The organism is Mycobacterium asiaticum, assembly GCF_001673635.1.
Classification (GTDB): domain Bacteria; phylum Actinomycetota; class Actinomycetes; order Mycobacteriales; family Mycobacteriaceae; genus Mycobacterium; species Mycobacterium asiaticum_C.
The window spans coordinates 1-757 of sequence record NZ_LZMH01000077.1; the positions used below are offsets into that span (position 1 = coordinate 1).

At 66.7% G+C, this 757-nt stretch carries 1 protein-coding gene; it reads right to left on the reverse strand.

Translation table 11 applies throughout. The features are described from left to right. On the reverse strand, positions 1–757 hold a 757-nt coding region (locus tag A5645_RS22860), incomplete at both ends, for a MinD/ParA family ATP-binding protein (RefSeq protein WP_155768135.1).

A 757-nucleotide genomic window follows, 5' to 3' on the forward strand; every position in this document is an offset into this window, starting at 1 on the left:
ATCCAGGGTCGCCGAGGCGCTGCGCGCGGCGTCGATGGCCGGCGAGCTGACCAGCACGATGGAGTGTGCGAGGTCGAGAATCGCCGACATCGCCGAATGCATGATGCCGGTGCCGCAGTCGGTCAGGATGATGTTGTAGAAGTGTCGCAAAATGTCGACGGTGCGCCGGTAATCTTCGGCGCCGAAAACCTCGGACACCGCTGGATCCTGTTCGCTGGCAAGCACCTCGAGGCGGCTGGTGGCCATCAGGGTGTGATTGCGAACGTCGGCGTAGCGGTGAATGTTCGGGTCGGACAACAGGTCACGCACGGTTGATGGCGTCGACGCGTCACCCACCCGCTCCCCCAGCGTCCCGCGGTCCGGGTTGGCGTCGACGGCGATCACCCGGTCATGGCGCACGGTCGCCAACGCCGAACCCAAACCGAATGTGGTGGTGGTCTTTCCGACCCCACCTTTGATCGAGAGCACCGCGATGCGGAAGTCCCCGACGATCGGCTGCCGGATCTCGGCGAGCAGATGTTCCTGTCGGCGTTCTTTCCGGGAGGCTCCGGGGTTGACATGGCCCGACGTGGCTTTGTGCACAACGCGGCGCCAACCCGACGGCGGCGCAAACCGACCGGGATCGGTGATCTCGGCCTCATCTATCGACGGTGGCACACGGTAGGGCTGGTACGGCGGCGGGGCCGGCGCCGATGGCGGCGGCGGTTGAATGGGAGCCGGCGCCGCGGCAGCTGGTCGCGCTCTTGGCGTCAGAGGC